Origin of the sequence: Salinivibrio sp. ML323 (assembly GCF_001995745.1) — a bacterium.
Lineage (GTDB): Bacteria > Pseudomonadota > Gammaproteobacteria > Enterobacterales > Vibrionaceae > Salinivibrio > Salinivibrio kushneri.
Window position 1 is genome coordinate 97977 of sequence record NZ_MUES01000001.1, and the last position, 16012, is coordinate 113988.

The following is a 16012-nucleotide window of genomic DNA, read 5'->3' on the forward strand; positions in this document are numbered from 1 at the left end:
TTAGTCCTTGTACTGGAAGGCTTTGATTACGCGCTCGACGCCACGGACATTGCGGGCGATATCTACCGCTTTGTCTGCCTGCGCTTGGGTGATGGCACCCATTAAAAACACTTCTCTGGCTTCAGTGATCACCTTGATGTTGACCGAACGCAACTGATCGTCTGCTACAAAAGCGGCTTTGACGCGAGTCGTGAGCCAGCCATCGRTGCTGATATCGGCAAGGCCAATCATCGGCGCGTCGCGCACTTCGTTATAGACGACGTCGACATTGTCCAATGCGCGAATGCGCTCAACCAATTGCTCGGTCAGAGCCGGATCGGTGCTTTGCCCCACTAACAGTGCTTGCCCTTGAAAAGCGGCCGCTTTCGCACGAATTTTGTTTCTAAACGGCGGTTTATTAACAATCCCAGCGGTATTTAGGCCAATTTGTGTGTCTTGCCACTCCTCGCCGGTGGTGCGTGGGTCGGAGGAGTACACGGTAGAGCATGCTTGCAAGGCAAGCGCAAACATCAAGGTGATTATCAGGCGCATGGTTTATTCTCCGTGAGAAGGGAAGAGCACCTGATCGATAAGGTCGCACAAGCAGTGTACGGTGAGTAAGTGCCCTTCTTGGATCCGTGCGGTGCGTTGTGACGGAATGCGGATCTCGACATCGCGCTGCCCGAGCAATCCGGCCATTTCGCCACCGTCTTTGCCGGTCATCGCAATAATAGTCATATCACGGGTCACCGCCGCTTCCATGGCTTTGATGATGTCTTTGCTGTTACCACTGGTGGAAATCGCCAGCAAGATATCGCCAGCTTGCCCCAAGGCACGTACTTGCTTAGAAAACACTTCATCATGGCTATAGTCATTGGCCACCGCCGTTAAGGTGGTGGTGTCTGTGGTCAGTGCTAACGCTGGCAGGCTGGGGCGCTCGGTTTCAAAGCGATTCAGCAAGCAAGACGCGAAATGCTGGGCATTGGCAGCTGAGCCACCGTTACCGCAACACAGGATTTTATTGCCATTAAGCAGGCTTTGTACCATCACTTGAGCCGATTGTGACAGATACTCAGGGATCGCTTCGGCAGCAGCAATCTGGGTTTGAATACTTTCGGTAAAGCTCTCTTTGATGCTCTCTAGCATGACTTACCCTTGAACGATGTTTTTAATCCAGTTGACCGCCTCAACACTGCCATCAAAGGTGACGGCGTCAAAGCGAAATTCTGTTTGTGTACTTTTTACCCCGTGGCACTGCATCCAGCGCTCTGCCGCGAGAATTAAACGCTTTTGCTTAGCGGCGGTAATACTGGCCGCTGCGCCGCCAAAACCTTGTCCGCGGCGAAAACGGACTTCGACGAATACCAAGCAGGTGCCGTCTTGCATCACCAGATCGATTTCCCCGCGGCGACTGTGCGCGTTTTTATCCAAAATGGTCAGCCCATGGCGAACGAGGTACTGGCAAGCGTGTGCCTCGTAAGCTTGCCCTTTCGCCCTAGGCTGAGGACGTATCACTGCGCATCCTGCGTGGTTTGAGTGGTAATCGGCTCGATGTCTGTTTTACCAAACCGCGCCCAGTCCAGCTGCCGATGGATAACACAGTTATCCGCCAGTGATAATTGGCCTGTTTGGCCACTCAATTGGTAGCCAGGTTGTGCCTGCATTTGCGGTAACCCTTTCAGCAGGCCGTATGCATCCATTCCCAGCGCGTGTAAACGCGTGGTGTTATTGCTCGGCGATGGATGGCGCTGCTGGTATTGTTGGTACGCTGCGCTTTGGGGGCTAATCAGCAGCGGAATATCACTAAACTCGATGCCTTGCAGTTCGGCTAATTGCCCCATGCCGTCTGCGCGATTGTTACTGCGTGAGCTGGCGTACAGCTTGGGTGGCTGCACATCCGGATTAATGGCCACTTCGATAAAGGGCTTGAGCAAGGTCAGCTCGGCGGCACCGGCGACCATATACACGGCATCAATGTCCCGACGACTGCGCGCTTGTGATTGCAACGGCAAGTCGGTGAGTTGCTTCATTTGAGCGATTCGGCGTTGGCTGGCGTCCAAGCCGAAAATATCACGGATGCGCGCTTGCATTTTATCGCGATCGCCCAGCGGTGCTTGTTCTACCTCGGTGTCGGTCAGTGATTGCCAACGCCTGGAAAAGGCATCGCGCATTCGCTGTCCAAAGGCAGAGTCAGGATAGAGCACCAGCGGGAATTGGTACCCTTGTTGGTGCAAGCGATCGGCCGCTTGCGCGGCCTCTTGTTCGGGGGATAAGGTGAAGTAACATACCCCTTGCTGGTAGCGATCATCCGTGGGTTCATTCAGTGCCAACAAAGGCACTTGTCCGGCAATGGCGTTGCTGACGGCGGCTACCTTGTGTTTTTGCAAAGGCCCGACGACAAAATCAACGCCGTCATCAGTGATGCGCTGAGTGAGCGTGTTAACGTCTAACGCGTTGGTGTCATAAAAACGGACCTCAGGGCGTTGTTCGCTATCAGCATCCAGCATGGCCTCGACAAAACCATCGCGAATCGCATCCCCTTGCTCGGAGAATTTGTTAGTCAATGGCAACATCACGCCAACACGGGTCGGTTGGGTGATAGTCAACGCTTGAATGTCGGCTAAGTTATCTGGGAGATACTGGTTGGCGGGATGCGCGGGGTGCGATGCTAAATAGGCATCCAACTGGCTTTGCATCTCAGCAACATCACCGGTGTAACGACGGGCAATATCAAGTAACGCAACCCAGCCGGCGAGAATGTCATCATCGCTGTTTTGCAGCTGTTTGATTTCAGTTTGGCTCAGTAACTGTAAATCTTGCCACAAGGTATTCCATGCCTGCTGCGCGTCATCGGCGTTGGCATAATTTGCTAATTGGTATTGGTTTTTCACCGCACCAAGCGCATTGTCTTGCTGGCGGGCAATCTTGGCCTTTTGCTGGTAAAAACGCACATACTGGCTATCTGTAAGCTGCCAGCTGGGAGACAGCGCCAGTACCTGATCGGCTTGGGTGAGTTGGCCGGTTTGTGCGAAAAGCCGCGCACGTGCCAAGGTCCACTCAATACGTTGCTCGGTGTTGAGTTGGCGCTCCGACAAGCGCTGCAATAGCACGTCGGCTTGGTTTAGCTGTTGCTCGTTGATGAGTGCTTTGATCGCCAGTAGATACCAGTCGTTTTGCTTCTCACCTTGGCTGGTTTCTGCCTGCAACAGATAAAATGTCGAATTCTCCGTTGCCGGCTGACTGATGACATCACGCGCCGTTGGCGTAGACGTCGGTGCACTACATGCAGCCAGCGCTAACGCTAGGGCTACAGGGGTGATAAGTCGTGTTACACTTTGACGCTTCTGGGTAAGTTTAACCATGAACATGTTTCAACCGTGACAACGTTGCCCCTATCTTAATCGCCGAAGGGTTGTTAAACAAATGACTGATGCAAATCTATCCGACCATGCTCACCCCACGCTATATATTGTGCCAACACCGATAGGCAACTTGGCGGATATTACCCAGCGTGCACTCGATGTGTTAGCCAGCGTGGATCTGGTTGCTGCCGAAGACACGCGTCACACCGCACGATTGCTCTCGCATTTTTCTATCAATGCGAAGACCTTTGCCTTACATGAGCATAACGAGCAGCAAAAAGCGGCGGCATTATTAGCGCGCTTGCAACAAGGCCAGTCAGTTGCATTAGTCTCGGACGCGGGAACGCCGTTGATTAGCGACCCTGGCTACCATCTGGTCACGCAATGCCGTGAAGCGGGTGTGCGCGTGGTGCCTTTGCCAGGCGCTTGCGCGGTGGTGACCGCATTAAGTGCTTCTGGTTTGCCTTCAGACCGCTTTAGTTTTGAAGGGTTCCTACCGCCTAAGACAAAAGCACGTCAGGATACGTTCCGCACTTTGGCTGATGATCCTCGTACCTTGATTTTCTATGAATCGCCGCACCGGATTCGCGACAGTTTAGCGGATATGCGTGAAGTGTTGGGTGAGGATCGGCGCGTGGTATTGGCGCGTGAGCTGACCAAAACCTTTGAAACCATTCATGGGGCACCGTTAGGCGAACTGATTGCGTGGTTAAATGAGGATGCCAACCGGCTACGCGGTGAAATGGTGCTATTGGTAGCGGGTTATCGTGCCGATAAAAGCGCGTTGCCGTCGGCGGCGTGTCATGCCCTCGGTTTATTGGCCGCTGAGCTACCCCTGAAAAAGGCAGCGGCATTAGTCGCGGAATTGTATTCGGTTAAAAAGAACGCACTCTATAAGTGGGGCTTGGAGAATCTGTAGCTAAGCGTGATTTACACTGGCTTGCGTGGTGATTCTTCTATATACTCCCCCGCTCGAGTTGGCCGGGTAACCGCTGCTTTATTGATGTCCCACGGGAGACTGATGAAGGGGAGGAAAGTCCGGGCTCCTCAGGGCAGGGTGCCAGGTAACGCCTGGGAGGCGCGAGCCTACGACCAGTGCAGCAGAGAGTAGACCGCCGATGGCTCTTCGGAGCACAGGTAAGGGTGAAAGGGTGTGGTAAGAGCGCACCGCGCGGCTGGCAACAGTGCGTGGCACGGTAAACTCCACCCGGAGCAAGACCAAATAGGTCCCTATTGGCGCGGCCCGCGTTTGGGGACGGGTAGGTTGCTGGAGCCTGTGAGTGATTGCAGGCCTAGACGAATGGTTACCGCCGTTTTTACGGTACAGAACCCGGCTTACAGGCCAACTCACCTCATTATCGGGCGAGCCTTTTGGGCTCGCCCTCTCTTTTTCAGCGTTTGAATCAGACGATTTGGTTATAACCTGATGTGATCGGTTGGCTTAGCGACTGATTAACCCGCTGAAATATCTTGTTTAATCTCCCTAAGTGTGATCTTTGTCACTGTCATGGCTTGCTTGACTTTCTTTTTACCTGCTACGTACACTTCTGGGTGGGAAAATGTGGTGTAAAGTGGATAATCTTGGTGAAAAAGGGAAAATAGCGCCATGCTACGCGGCGTCAGTGCCATATCGGTCGACAAGAAAGGGCGACTCGCCCTACCCACTCGCTATCGCGATGGCTTAATTACCCATTGTGACGGCCAGTTTGTGTGCACGATCGATCACCAGCTCCCCTGTTTGGCCTTGTATCCCGTCCCGGAGTGGGAAGTGATAGAAGACAAGCTTGCACAGCTGTCGAGCTTTCAGCCGGCAGAACGACGCTTGCAGCGCTTGCTACTCGGCCATGCCTTTGATTGTGAGATGGATGGCCAAGGCCGGCTATTGTTGTCCGCGACGTTGCGCCAGTACGCCGGGCTTGAGGACAAAGCGATGCTGGTGGGCCAACTCAATAAGTTTGAGATTTGGGATGAGCAGACATGGCAGGCACAAATTCGCCAGGATATGGACACACAGGCGGAATCAACCCCGATGCTCAGTGAGCGGTTAGCTGACCTCTCTCTGTAAATAATGAAGTGAACTTATGTCAGAACAGTATACCCATGTTTCCGTCCTATTGAACGAATCGGTAGACGGCCTCGCGATAAAGCCAGACGGCATTTATGTCGATGGTACCTTTGGTCGCGGCGGTCACTCTCGCCATATCTTATCGCAGCTGGGTGAAAACGGGCGTTTGTACGCCATTGATCGCGACCCTCGCGCGATTGAAGAAGCCAGCACCATTGACGATCCTCGCTTTCAAATTATTCATGGTCCTTTTTCTGATATCGAGGCCTATCTGCGTGACCGGGGCTTGAGTGAAAAAGTGGATGGCATCTTGCTCGATCTGGGCGTGTCGTCTCCGCAGCTGGACGATCCTAGCCGTGGATTCAGCTTTATGCATGACGGCCCTTTAGATATGCGCATGGATCCCAGTAGCGGCCAGTCAGCCGCGCAGTGGTTAGCAACCGCTAGCCCAGACGACATTGCGTGGGTGTTAAAAGTGTTTGGTGAAGAGCGTTTTGCCCGCCGGATTGCCAACGCGATTGTGCGTCATCGTGAGGACGAAGAAGCGACACCGCTTACTACCACTAACCAGCTGGCCAAGCTGATTGATCATGCGGTGCCGTTTAGAGAAAAGAAAAAACACCCAGCGACGCGCAGTTTTCAAGCGATCCGCATTTATATCAACAGTGAATTGGATGAGATTGAGCAAGCACTGCAAGGGGCGCTGGCAAGCCTCGCCCCCGGTGGCCGTTTGTCTGTGATCAGCTTTCACTCGTTAGAAGATCGCATGGTGAAGCGCTTTATTCGCAAACAAAGTAAAGGCCCAGACGTGCCCAAAGGCGTGCCTTTGACTGAAGCGCAGATCGCGGAGCTTGGCTCGGCAGCGATGAAGCCCATTGGTAAGGCAATTAAACCGTCAGCTGATGAGGTGGCGCAAAACGCACGTGCGCGTAGTTCGGTATTACGCATCGCGGAGAAACTAGGGTAAATCATGGAGCCGCGCCCCAGCCTTGCCAAACAGATTCGTCAGGACGTGCTGGCCATCGGTAAGTTGCCGTTGGGGTTGTTGGTGGCGGTGTTGCTATCAGCGATCGCTGTGGTGTCGATGACCCAATCGACCCGTAGTTTGATTGCCAAACAAGATGCGCTGCTTGAGCAGCGCGAAACGCTTGAAGTGGAGTGGCGAAATCAATTGCTGGAAGAAAACGCGTTATCAGAACACAGCCATGTGGAGGCCGTCGCGCGTGAGGATTTTGGCATGATTCGACCAACCAGTGATAACGAAGTGATCGTAAAACGGTCTTTGAGTAATAGCCGGTGAAAAAACGTTCTAGCAAGCCTGCCAATCGCCGTACACCGAAAGCGCCACCTGTGCTGATCCAGTGGCGCTTTGGCCTTATTTGCGCGTTTATCGCCTTGGCCTTAGTCGCACTGGTGGCACGTGCGGCGTATATCCAAGTGATTGAGCCCGATAGGCTGCGTCATGAGGGGGATTTGCGCTCAGTACGGGTTGAACAAGTGCATTCCGCGCGTGGGATGATTGAAGACCGCCAAGGTGAGCCGTTGGCGGTCAGTGTCCCCGTGCAAGCGGTGTGGGCCGATCCGGTGACCGTATTTAAACACCAGGGGCTCAACAACGTTGAACGCTGGTACGCGCTGGCTGATGTACTGGGCCTAGACCGCCAGGCGCTGATTGACAAAATTCAAGCGAATCGCAAGCGGCGTTTTATTTATTTACAGCGCCAAGTGCGTCCAGCGATGGCTGCGTATGTAAACAAGCTTGACTTGCCCGGCGTGGGACTGAAAGCCGAGTCTCGCCGTTTTTATCCTAGTGCTGAGGTGAGTGCCCACTTAGTGGGGATGACAGGCATTGACGGTCATGGCTTGGAAGGGATTGAACGCCGGTTTGATGACTGGCTTGCCGGAGAGCATGGCAAGCGCACCGTGCGCAAAGACAGATTTGGTCGTGTGGTTGAACATATTGCCACTGAAGACAAAAAGGAAGGTCAATCGCTCACGCTCAGTATCGACCAGCGTTTGCAAGCCATCGCTTATCGTGCGATTAAGCAAGCGGTGGCTGATTATCGCGCCACGTCCGGCTCGTTGGTGATGGTGGATGTCAAAACCGGCGAAGTGATGGCAATGGTGAACGCCCCCTCCTATAACCCTAACAACCGCAGCTCGCTGAAAAGCTTTAATATGCGTAACCGCGCGATTACTGATGTGTTTGAACCGGGCTCAACCATGAAACCCTTTGTGGTGCTCACTGCGTTGGAAAACGGGGTCGCGGATATGGACACCGTAATAGATACCGGTAATGGCATCATGCAAATCGGGGGCAGCCGCGTGCGGGATGTCTCCAAAGTGGGTAAAGCCAATCTCGCACGGATCCTCAAAAAATCGAGCAACATCGGTGTCAGTAAGCTGTCGTTGGCGATGCCCGTGGAAACCCTGCTGGGCGAATACGGTAGCTTTGGCCTCGGGGCAAGTACTGGCGTCGAGTTGGTAGGTGAATCGGTAGGGCACTTCCCCTCACGCCGCCGCTGGTCAGACTTTGAACGGGCGACGCTGGCCTTTGGCTATGGATTGTCAGTGACGCCGGCGCAACTGGCGCGTGCCTATGCCACGCTCGGCTCGTTGGGCATTAATCGACCGCTGAGTATTTTAAAGCGCGAGGGAGTGACTGAAGGGAAACAAGTCGCCTCGCGTGCAAATGTGTATAAAGTGCTGCAAATGCTAGAGGGCGTGACCCAAGAAGGCGGGAGCGCACGCCGTGCTGCGGTGGACGGTTACCGAGTCGGGGCGAAAACTGGTACCGCGAAAGTGGCAGTAGCGGGCGGTTATGGCGATGAGTATATCGGTTATACCGCGGGCCTGGCACCGATTAGTGATCCCAGACTGGCGATGGTGGTGGTGATCAACGAGCCACAAGGCGACAAGTATTATGGTGGCCAGGTGGCGGCGCCGGTGTTTTCTGATGTGATGAAAAGCGCGCTCCAGATCTTAAACATTGCACCGGATGCGGGCACAGGCCCTGAGTTGCAAGTGGCTAAGTATGCAAGTGAAGTGAACCAGAATGAATGATTTAAACCAATGGCTGAGTCCGTGGCTGGCCGATGCGCCGAGCGTGCCAGTCAAGCAGATGACACTCGACAGTCGCTGCGTCGGTGATGACGATGTGTTTGTGGCGGTGCAAGGCCATCAGGTCGATGGTCGCCAGTTTATTCAGGCTGCGATTGAGGCAGGCGCGGTGGCCGTGGTGCAACAAGGTGAAAACGACCAGATAGCCTGGCGCGATCAGGTGCCAGTGATCAGCCTGCGCGCGTTACCTCATGCGCTCTCTGCGATGGCGGCGCGCTTTTATCAGGATCCTCAGCAACACCTCGGGTTGATTGGTGTCACCGGAACCAATGGCAAAACCACGGTGTCGCAACTGATTGCTCAGTGGCTTGACGCGCTCGATCAACGCACGGCGGTGATGGGTACCACGGGCAACGGCTTTATTGGTGCGCTGAAAGCCGCTGACAACACCACTGGGGACGCGATTAGTATTCAAGCGCAATTAGCCGATTTTGTTCAGCAAGGGGCCAGCCATGTCGCGATGGAAGTCTCATCGCACGGTTTGGTGCAAGGGCGCGTGGCCAGCCTTGCCTTTGATGCCGCGGTATTTACCAATTTAAGTCATGATCACCTTGACTATCACGGCACTCTCGACGCCTACGCCGAGGCGAAAAAGCAACTGTTTGCGTTAGGCTCGCCACTTAAAGTCATCAATGCGGATGATAGTGTTGGTCGCACCTGGCTCAAGCAATGGCCAGAGGCTATCGCGGTCGCCATGGACGCAGCTTCACTGGAAGCCCACACAGGCCGATTTGTGCGCGCGACCTCGGTGGCCTATGCCAGCGACGGTGTGCAGGTGCAGATCGACTCATCTTGGGGACAAGGCGAGATCCATGCCGCATTAGTGGGAGATTTTAATGTCAGCAATTTGCTAGTGAGCTTGGCGACCTTATTGGGGCTGGGCTACCCATTAGCGCCGTTATTGGCGGTGGCCCCGCAGTTGCAAGCTGTCACAGGGCGGATGGAGGTTTTTCTCGCTGCTGACAAACCGACCGTCGTGGTTGATTATGCTCACACGCCCGWTGCGCTGGAGAAAGCGCTGCTTGCGTTGCGACGTCATTGTAAAGGCGCGCTGTGGTGCATCTTTGGCTGCGGCGGCGACCGGGATACACGCAAGCGGCCGTTAATGGCCCGTTTGGCGGAGCAGCACGCCGATCATGTGGTATTGACCAATGATAACCCACGTAGTGAAGACCCCGAGACCATTACCCAAGACATGCTTACGGGGATGCTGGCGCCAGAGCGCGCGTGGGTGAAGCATGATCGTGCCGACGCGGTGACTCAGGTCATTCAACAAGCGAACACTGATGACATTGTCCTGATTGCAGGCAAGGGTCATGAAGATTACCAAATTTTGGCGCACGGCAAGGTGCATTATTCCGACCGAGAGACGGTGGCGGCACAACTCAAGGAGTTATCATGATTCGGACCTCACTCGATACCCTCGCCCACGCGGTGAACGCGACGATATTGCACCGAGAGCTTGTGCCTGAAGATGACCAGATTGGTGCGATCACCACAGATACCCGCGAGCTTGGCGAAGGGGCGATGTTTGTTGCCTTAAAAGGGGAGCGCTTTGATGGCCATGACTTTGCAGAGCAAGCTAAAGCGGCTGGTGCAGCGGCGATAGTGGTCGATCGTCCGCTGGATGTCGCGATACCCCAATTGCGGGTGGAGGACACGCGTATTGCCCTTGGCCAACTCGGGGCGTGGGTAAAAAGCCAGTGTCAGGTACCCAGCATTGCCATCACCGGCAGCTGTGGCAAAACCACGGTAAAGCAAATGCTGGCAGCTATTCTGGCACAAAAAGGCCCGACCCTAGCTACTGCGGGCAATTTTAATAATGACATTGGGGTGCCATTGACCCTGTTTCGACTGACCCCTGAGCACCAATATGCAGTGATTGAGCTGGGGGCGAACCATATTGGCGAAATCGCCTACACCGCGTCGTTGGTGAAACCGGATATTGCTATGGTAACCAACCTTGCCGCCGCGCATCTTGAGGGGTTTGGCTCAATGGAAGGAGTGGCGATTGCCAAAGGTGAGATCTACCAAGGTTTGCCAGAAGGTGGCATTGCACTGGTGAATCAACATAGCCACGGCGACGAAAAGTGGCAAGCGGTGCTGGCCGACAAGCAGGTGATCCCTGTCACTGACACCGAAGCGGCGCCACTGAAGTTGATAGATAGCATGCTCACCGATGCCGGCTGTTATCAAATCACCTTAAATGATGGCCAGATGCAAAAAACGGTCACCTTGCCATTGCCCGGGGTGCACAATATCACTAATGCACTGATGGCCGGCTGCGCGGCGATGCAGCTGCCGGGCGTGGGGTTAGACCATGTGGTGAGCGGCTTAGCAGCGATGGAAAATGCCGCGGGGCGCACCCAGGTCACTGAGCCTCGACCAGGCTTGAGGTTGATTGATGACACCTATAACGCCAGTGTGCCGGCAATGAAATCCGCGATTGATGTGCTGGCTAGCTACCCAGGGGAGCGTTGGCTTATTGTGGGCGATATGGCTGAGCTGGGGCAATACAGTGAACAAATGCACCGTGAAGTGGGAGAGCATGCTGAAAAAGCACAGTTAGACCGCGTGTTCACGACCGGAAACGATAGCCGTGTGATCAGCGAACGCTGTGGCGGTGACCATTTTGATAGTAAAGAGGCGCTCATTGCGCACGTAGTAGCCATGATAAACACACAGACACCTGACACAATTTTAATTAAAGGCGCTCGCGGGATGGCGATGGAAGCCGTTGTTGCCGCTATCAAGGAGGCTTGCTAATGCTTTTATGGTTAGCGGAGGTGCTACAAAACCTTTTCCCCTCAATGCGGTTGTTTGAATACCTGACGTTCCGAGCGATTGTGAGTGCCTTAACCGCACTAGTGTTCTCGTTATGGGCAGGGCCGCGTTTGATTAAACGCCTACAATCAATGCAAATTGGCCAAGTGGTTCGTGAGGAAGGGCCGGAGTCTCACTTTAGCAAGCGAGGCACACCAACCATGGGCGGGGTGCTGATTGTTGCTGCCATCAGTTTAACCGTCTTTTTATGGGCAGACTTAGCTAACCCCTATGTGTGGGCGGTGATGGTTGTCCTGCTCGGCTATGGCGCGGTGGGCTTTGTCGATGATTATCGCAAAGTGGTGCGCAAAAATACCGATGGCTTGGTCGCGCGCTGGAAGTATTTCTGGCAATCCGCCATTGCGTTAGGGGTGGCGTTTGCCCTGTATGCGCACGGCAAGGACACCGCAGCCACTCAGTTGGTGGTGCCGTTTTTCAAAGATGTGATGCCGCAACTTGGCCTGTTTTATGTGGTCTTTACCTACTTTGTGATTGTCGGCACCAGCAATGCGGTGAACCTGACGGATGGCCTCGATGGGTTGGCGATTTTGCCCACCGTGATGGTCGCCGGTGGGTTTGCCTTTATTGCGTGGGCAACCGGGAACGTCAACTTTGCCAGCTACCTGCATATTCCGTATATCCAATACAGCAGTGAGCTGGTAGTGGTATGTGCTGCGATTGTCGGGGCGGGGCTGGGCTTTTTGTGGTTTAACACCTACCCGGCGCAAGTATTTATGGGGGATGTGGGCTCGCTGGCATTAGGCGGCGCGCTCGGCACCATCGCGGTATTGGTGCGTCAAGAGCTGCTACTGATCATCATGGGCGGGGTGTTCGTGATGGAAACTGTATCGGTGATCTTACAGGTCGGCTCTTATAAATTGCGTGGTCAGCGCATTTTCCGCATGGCACCGATTCATCACCACTATGAGCTAAAAGGCTGGCCGGAGCCGCGAGTGATCGTGCGCTTTTGGATCATTTCGTTGATGCTGGTGCTGATTGCGCTGGCTACACTCAAGGTACGCTAATCATGCCAGCCGCGAGCCAGCATTCATTAACCGAGTTTCGCCATATCGTCGTGATGGGCTTGGGCGTGACCGGCCTGTCGGTGGTGCGTTTTATTGCGCGCCATCACCCTAAGGCATGTATCCGCGTGATGGACTCGCACACGCAGCCGCCGGGGCAAGACCAACTGCCAGATAAGGTCGAGGTGCACACAGGCAGTTGGCAGGCGCAGTGGTTAGTCGATGCCGATTTGGTCGTTACTAACCCAGGGATATCGCTGCAGACGCCAGCGTTGGCGCCAGTCCATGCAGCAGGAACGCCTATTGTGGGAGACATTGAGCTATTTGCCTGGTACTGCGATAAGCCGGTCGTGGCGATCACTGGCTCCAACGGCAAAAGCACCGTCACAGCGCTAGTGGGCGAAATGGCGAAAGCGAGCGGTATTGACGTCGGAGTGGGTGGCAATATCGGTGTCGCGGCGTTGGATTTGCTCGACCGCGGTCACGAGCTGTATGTGTTGGAGCTGTCGAGCTTTCAACTCGAAACCACCGACTCGCTGGTTCTAGATGGCGCGGCCTTTTTGAACTTCTCTGAAGATCATATGGATAGATACGACAGCTTGGCCGATTATCGTGGCGCCAAGTGCCGTATTTTCACCCATGCGACTACCCTGATCGCCAATGCCGATGATCCGCAAACGCACGATGGTCTGCAAACGCGCCATGCGCTGCAAACGAACACCGCCTCCTCCATGCGTCTGTTTGGTTTTCATCAAGGTGACTATTGCCTTATCACCGACCAAGGTGAGGCATGGTTAGCGGCACACGGCCAGCCACTGCTTCCCGTCTCTTCACTGGGACTGGTGGGCCGTCATAACGTGGCCAATGGGCTGGCGGCCATGGCGCTGGCTGACAGTGTCGGCATTAGTCAGCAAGGGCAAAAAGCAGCACTCAGTACATACGCTGGCCTCCCGCACCGTTGTCAAAAAGTCGCCGAGCATCAGGGCGTGCTGTGGGTCAATGATTCAAAGGCTACCAATGTGGCCAGCACCCTAGCGGCACTCGATGGCCTAGATATTGAAGGGCGGTTACACCTGTTGGTCGGGGGCGATGGTAAAGGCGCCGACTTTAGTCTGTTGCAACCTGTTTTGGCGACGCTGGACGTGTCGCTTTACTGCTTTGGCAAAGATAAAACGCAGCTGGCGGCGCTCGATAACACGGCGCAGTGTGTGGAAACGCTGCACCAAGCGGTCGATGCAGCGGCTTACCAAGCCTGTGCCGGCGACATGGTGCTGTTATCACCCGCTTGTTCAAGCTTGGATCAGTTCACTAATTTTGCTGCCCGTGGGGATGCTTTTATCGCCAAGGTAGAATCGATGATCGCGAGGCAGACATGACTGTAAGCCGACTTCCTCAATTCTGCTGGCAGTGGCTTCGGACGCCGTCTCCGGGCGTGTTGTATGACCGCCAATTGGTCTGGACGTCGCTGCTGTTAATGGTTATTGGGTTAGTCATGGTGACCTCGGCCTCCTTGCCAGTGGGGCTTAGGCTGGCGGATGCGCCTTTTTTGTTTGCCAAACGTCATGCCTTTTATCTGGCGGTCGCTATCGCCGCCGCCGTGCTAGTGATGTACATCCCCGTGCATTGGTGGCAGCGCTATAGCGGCTATATGTTATTGCTCTCGTCGCTATTGTTACTGGCGGTGCTTGCCGTGGGTCGGTCTGTCAATGGTGCCGCACGCTGGATCTCTGTGGCTGGGATCAATATTCAGCCAGCGGAGATCGCCAAGTTATCCCTATTTGTCTTTTTAGCCGGGTATCTGGTGCGCCGCCATGGTGAGGTGCGTGAACATTTTCGTGGCTTTGCTAAGCCCTTGGCGGTGCTGTTGTTCTTCGCAAGCTTATTGTTGGCGCAACCTGATTTAGGCTCGGTGGTGGTGATGTTTGTCACCACCGTGGGGATGTTATTTATCGCAGGGGCCAAGCTGTGGCAGTTTATTGCACTGCTGATCACCGGGTTGACCTTGGTCGGGGGCTTGATTGTCGCTGAGCCTTACCGGGTACGCCGCGTCACCGCCTTTTTAGACCCCTGGCAAGACCCGTTTGGCAGTGGCTATCAGCTGACTCAATCCTTAATGGCATTTGGGCGCGGGGATTGGTTTGGACAAGGGCTCGGTAATTCCATTCAAAAACTGGAATATTTGCCAGAAGCGCATACCGATTTCGTGTTTGCGGTGATTGCTGAAGAGCTTGGCTTGGTGGGTGTCAGCGTCATTTTGTGTTTGATTTTCTACTTGGTGTTTAAAGCCTTATTTATTGGTAAGCGTTGCCTTGAGCAAAACCAACTCTTTGGCGGTTTTCTTGCCTTCGGGATTGGGATCTGGTTTGCGTTCCAAACCATGGTCAACGTAGGCGCTGCCGCTGGCATGCTCCCGACCAAAGGCTTGACTTTGCCATTGATCAGTTATGGGGGCTCCAGTCTGGTCATCATGGCGGTGGCAGTGGCACTGCTATTGCGCATTGATCACGAGTACCGCTTAGCCACGTCGCAAGCGCACCAAAGAAACCCTTATCAAGGTAAAGAACAGAATAATGAGTAAAAAACGATTATTAGTGATGGCAGGGGGCACTGGTGGCCATGTTTTTCCAGGGCTCGCGGTCGCTAAGTATTTAGAAAATCAAGGCTGGGAGATCTGCTGGTTAGGGACGGCGGATCGCATGGAGGCCGATTTGGTGCCTAAATATGGTATCGAGATCGCATTTATTCGCGTTAAAGGCTTGATTGGATCGGGGCTGATGCGCAAGCTACGAGCCCCTTGGATGATTGTCAGTGCGATTTGGCAAGCGCGGCAAGTGATCAAGCGCTTTAAACCCGACGCTGTATTAGGCATGGGGGGCTATGTCAGTGGCCCAGGTGGGATTGCCGCGTGGTTAAGTGGCGTGCCCGTGATCTTGCATGAACAAAATTCGGTGGCAGGCCTAACCAATCGCTGGCTGGCGAAAGTCGCCAAACAAGTGTTACAAGCGTTTCCAGGCGCATTCGATGGCAAGACAGTGGTCGGTAACCCAGTACGTCGAGATGTGTGTGATATCGCTGCCCCCGAGCAACGGTTTAGTGAGCGAGAAGGCGCCTTGCGCGTTTTAGTCATGGGAGGCAGTCAGGGCGCGAGGATCCTTAATCAAACGGTTCCAGAGGCGATTGCGCTCACCGAGCAAGCGGTCACGGTTCGCCACCAAGCAGGCAAGCACAACGCTGAGCCGACACGCGATGCGTACCAACAAGCCGGTGTCAGTGACGTCGAAGTCAGTGAGTTTATTGATGATGTCGCCGAGGCTTATGCTTGGGCGGATGTGGTGATTTGCCGCAGCGGAGCATTGACGGTGTCTGAGCTGGCGGCGGCTGGCGTTGGGGCGATTTTCGTCCCCTTTATGCATGCCGATAGGCAACAAGCACTCAACGGTGATTACTTAGTCGCCCGTGGTGCGGCTTTAATGATTGAACAGCCATCACTGACAGCGAGCACATTGGCTGAGACAATCAACCAGCTTGACCGCCCACGCTTGTTAGCGATGGCAAGGGCGGCTAGAGAGGCGGCCATCATTGATGCAGATGCCCGTGTCGCGGACGTTATCGTCACGCACGCCAACAAATAGAGAATAGAG

Annotated in this window: 15 protein-coding genes and 1 other RNA gene; 12 read left to right on the forward strand and 4 right to left on the reverse strand. The window is 54.5% G+C overall.

The genetic code is table 11. The features are described 5' to 3' along the window. The 4 genes from BZG13_RS00465 to BZG13_RS00480 are packed head-to-tail and all read right to left on the reverse strand — an operon-like array spanning nt 1 to nt 3341. Nucleotides 1-531, reverse strand: coding sequence for a BON domain-containing protein (locus BZG13_RS00465; RefSeq protein WP_077484216.1), 531 nt, complete (start codon nt 529-531; stop codon nt 1-3). Nucleotides 532-534: 3 nt separating this feature from the next. Further along, nucleotides 535-1125, reverse strand: a complete 591-nt coding sequence (locus BZG13_RS00470; RefSeq protein WP_046073955.1) for a phosphoheptose isomerase — start codon at nt 1123-1125, stop codon at nt 535-537. 3 nt (nt 1126-1128) lie between these two features. After that, a complete protein-coding gene (locus BZG13_RS00475) occupies nt 1129-1494 on the reverse strand; it encodes a YraN family protein (RefSeq protein WP_077484218.1) in 366 nt (121 codons plus the stop codon). After that, complete coding sequence (locus tag BZG13_RS00480) at nt 1491-3341, reverse strand: penicillin-binding protein activator (RefSeq protein ID WP_158074856.1); 1851 nt, start codon at nt 3339-3341, stop codon at nt 1491-1493. The genes BZG13_RS00475 and BZG13_RS00480 overlap by 4 nt, the downstream gene beginning before the upstream one ends. Before the next feature lie 61 nt (nt 3342-3402). Here BZG13_RS00480 and rsmI point away from each other — a divergent pair, with 61 nt between their 5' ends. The 12 genes from rsmI to murG all read left to right on the forward strand — a co-directional run bounded on the left by rsmI (nt 3403) and on the right by murG (nt 16003). Beyond that, on the forward strand, nt 3403-4260 hold the full coding sequence (gene rsmI, locus BZG13_RS00485) for a 16S rRNA (cytidine(1402)-2'-O)-methyltransferase (protein WP_077484222.1): 858 nt from the start codon (nt 3403-3405) through the stop codon (nt 4258-4260). Between the two features lie 54 nt (nt 4261-4314). After that, an RNA gene (gene rnpB, locus BZG13_RS00490) (RNase P RNA component class A) lies at nt 4315-4695 on the forward strand. Nucleotides 4696-4947: 252 nt separating this feature from the next. Further along, nucleotides 4948-5406: a division/cell wall cluster transcriptional repressor MraZ gene (gene mraZ, locus BZG13_RS00495; protein WP_077484224.1), complete on the forward strand. Its 459-nt coding sequence runs from the start codon at nt 4948-4950 to the stop codon at nt 5404-5406. 16 nt (nt 5407-5422) lie between these two features. Next, nucleotides 5423-6373 (forward strand): 16S rRNA (cytosine(1402)-N(4))-methyltransferase RsmH, encoded by a 951-nt coding sequence (gene rsmH, locus BZG13_RS00500; RefSeq protein WP_077456459.1) that lies wholly within the window; start codon nt 5423-5425, stop codon nt 6371-6373. Nucleotides 6374-6376: 3 nt separating this feature from the next. Continuing rightward, nucleotides 6377-6706, forward strand: coding sequence for a cell division protein FtsL (ftsL, locus tag BZG13_RS00505; RefSeq protein WP_069363348.1), 330 nt, complete (start codon nt 6377-6379; stop codon nt 6704-6706). Further along, the gene (locus BZG13_RS00510; RefSeq protein ID WP_077484226.1) at nt 6703-8469 is read left to right on the forward strand and encodes a penicillin-binding transpeptidase domain-containing protein; all 1767 of its coding nucleotides are present in this window, start codon (nt 6703-6705) and stop codon (nt 8467-8469) included. Before ftsL ends, BZG13_RS00510 begins: the two co-directional genes overlap by 4 nt. Then, the gene (gene murE, locus BZG13_RS00515; protein ID WP_077484228.1) at nt 8462-9928 is read left to right on the forward strand and encodes a UDP-N-acetylmuramoyl-L-alanyl-D-glutamate--2,6-diaminopimelate ligase; all 1467 of its coding nucleotides are present in this window, start codon (nt 8462-8464) and stop codon (nt 9926-9928) included. The genes BZG13_RS00510 and murE overlap by 8 nt, the downstream gene beginning before the upstream one ends. Further along, the gene (locus BZG13_RS00520; protein WP_077484230.1) at nt 9925-11292 is read left to right on the forward strand and encodes a UDP-N-acetylmuramoyl-tripeptide--D-alanyl-D-alanine ligase; all 1368 of its coding nucleotides are present in this window, start codon (nt 9925-9927) and stop codon (nt 11290-11292) included. Before murE ends, BZG13_RS00520 begins: the two co-directional genes overlap by 4 nt. Continuing rightward, nucleotides 11292-12374, forward strand: coding sequence for a phospho-N-acetylmuramoyl-pentapeptide-transferase (gene mraY, locus BZG13_RS00525; RefSeq protein ID WP_077484232.1), 1083 nt, complete (start codon nt 11292-11294; stop codon nt 12372-12374). Before BZG13_RS00520 ends, mraY begins: the two co-directional genes overlap by 1 nt. A 2-nt stretch (nt 12375-12376) precedes the next feature. Beyond that, nucleotides 12377-13747 carry a UDP-N-acetylmuramoyl-L-alanine--D-glutamate ligase gene (gene murD / locus BZG13_RS00530; RefSeq protein WP_077484234.1) on the forward strand — a complete coding sequence of 457 codons (1371 nt, stop codon included), beginning with the start codon at nt 12377-12379 and terminating at the stop codon, nt 13745-13747. Further along, entirely contained in the window at nt 13744-14949 is a 1206-nt protein-coding gene (ftsW, locus tag BZG13_RS00535; protein WP_077484236.1) for a cell division protein FtsW, read from the forward strand. The genes murD and ftsW overlap by 4 nt, the downstream gene beginning before the upstream one ends. Beyond that, nucleotides 14939-16003: an undecaprenyldiphospho-muramoylpentapeptide beta-N-acetylglucosaminyltransferase gene (gene murG, locus BZG13_RS00540; protein WP_443216349.1), complete on the forward strand. Its 1065-nt coding sequence runs from the start codon at nt 14939-14941 to the stop codon at nt 16001-16003. The genes ftsW and murG overlap by 11 nt, the downstream gene beginning before the upstream one ends. Nucleotides 16004-16012 lie beyond the last annotated feature (9 nt).

Excerpts from the sequence above, each read along its gene's own strand:
- BZG13_RS00470 (WP_046073955.1), bottom strand. The coding sequence starts at position 1,125 with ATGCTAGAGAGCATCAAAGAGAGCTTTACCGAAAGTATTCAAACCCAG.
- murD (WP_077484234.1), top strand. The coding sequence starts at position 12,377 with ATGCCAGCCGCGAGCCAGCATTCATTAACCGAGTTTCGCCATATCGTC.
- BZG13_RS00480 (WP_158074856.1), bottom strand. The coding sequence starts at position 3,341 with ATGGTTAAACTTACCCAGAAGCGTCAAAGTGTAACACGACTTATCACC.
- mraZ (WP_077484224.1), top strand. The coding sequence starts at position 4,948 with ATGCTACGCGGCGTCAGTGCCATATCGGTCGACAAGAAAGGGCGACTC.
- ftsL (WP_069363348.1), top strand. The coding sequence starts at position 6,377 with ATGGAGCCGCGCCCCAGCCTTGCCAAACAGATTCGTCAGGACGTGCTG.
- BZG13_RS00520 (WP_077484230.1), top strand. The coding sequence starts at position 9,925 with ATGATTCGGACCTCACTCGATACCCTCGCCCACGCGGTGAACGCGACG.
- mraY (WP_077484232.1), top strand. The coding sequence starts at position 11,292 with ATGCTTTTATGGTTAGCGGAGGTGCTACAAAACCTTTTCCCCTCAATG.
- rsmI (WP_077484222.1), top strand. The coding sequence starts at position 3,403 with ATGACTGATGCAAATCTATCCGACCATGCTCACCCCACGCTATATATT.
- rsmH (WP_077456459.1), top strand. The coding sequence starts at position 5,423 with ATGTCAGAACAGTATACCCATGTTTCCGTCCTATTGAACGAATCGGTA.
- ftsW (WP_077484236.1), top strand. The coding sequence starts at position 13,744 with ATGACTGTAAGCCGACTTCCTCAATTCTGCTGGCAGTGGCTTCGGACG.